This is a genomic window from Vibrio sp. M260118 (assembly GCF_036533755.1).
Lineage (GTDB): Bacteria > Pseudomonadota > Gammaproteobacteria > Enterobacterales > Vibrionaceae > Vibrio.
In genome coordinates, this window is sequence record NZ_JATABG010000692.1 from 1 (window position 1) to 616 (window position 616).

The 616-nt window shown below is 44.3% G+C and carries 2 pseudogenes; one reads left to right on the plus strand and one right to left on the minus strand.

What is annotated here, in order from left to right:
- A pseudogene (locus QTO00_RS20605) lies at positions 1-215 on the plus strand (hypothetical protein); the annotation flags it as partial.
- Positions 216-289: 74 nt separating this feature from the next.
- On the opposite strand, the pseudogene QTO00_RS20610 reads toward QTO00_RS20605, so the two are convergent.
- Positions 290-616 (minus strand): annotated as a pseudogene (locus QTO00_RS20610) (acetyl-CoA C-acyltransferase); the annotation flags it as partial.

The window sequence follows — 616 nt, forward strand, 5'->3', positions numbered from 1 at the left end:
ATGTTACTGAGTTCTCTTACAACTATGTGATACAAAAGCAATTTGAGTCGGCACTTGTCGAAGACAACGACACCAATCTTCATTACGAAGCGCGATTAACTTACACGGACTCTACGCTGAAACCATACGTCGAGTATCGTCAAACCAACAAGGCGTTCGATGAGCATCATTTTGAAGAGAGTGCTGTGCAGTTTGGAGTTTCATTTAATTATTAATAGTGTATCGGAATAATTTACAACCCTGTTGATGATGTAATTAAGTCAACAGGGATCTACCCAGCTAACAAACTCTAAACAGCATGACGCTTAAGTACAACCGCTGTTCCCATGCCTCCACCGATACATAGCGAAGCCAAACCAAGTTCAGACTTTGAACGTAGCATCTCGTAAATAAGGGAGGTAACGATGCGACCACCAGACGCTCCTATTGGATGTCCCAAAGCAATAGCACCTCCATTCACGTTGGTTTTGTTGTCAAACCAGCTGTAAGGCACCGCATGTTGCTCACATAGCTCTTTCATTACACCAATGGCTTGTGCGGCAAAGGCTTCATTGAGTTCTAACCTTTGGATGTCGGTCAAAGCTAGCTCTGCTCTCTGCAGCGCGTCCTCTTGCTT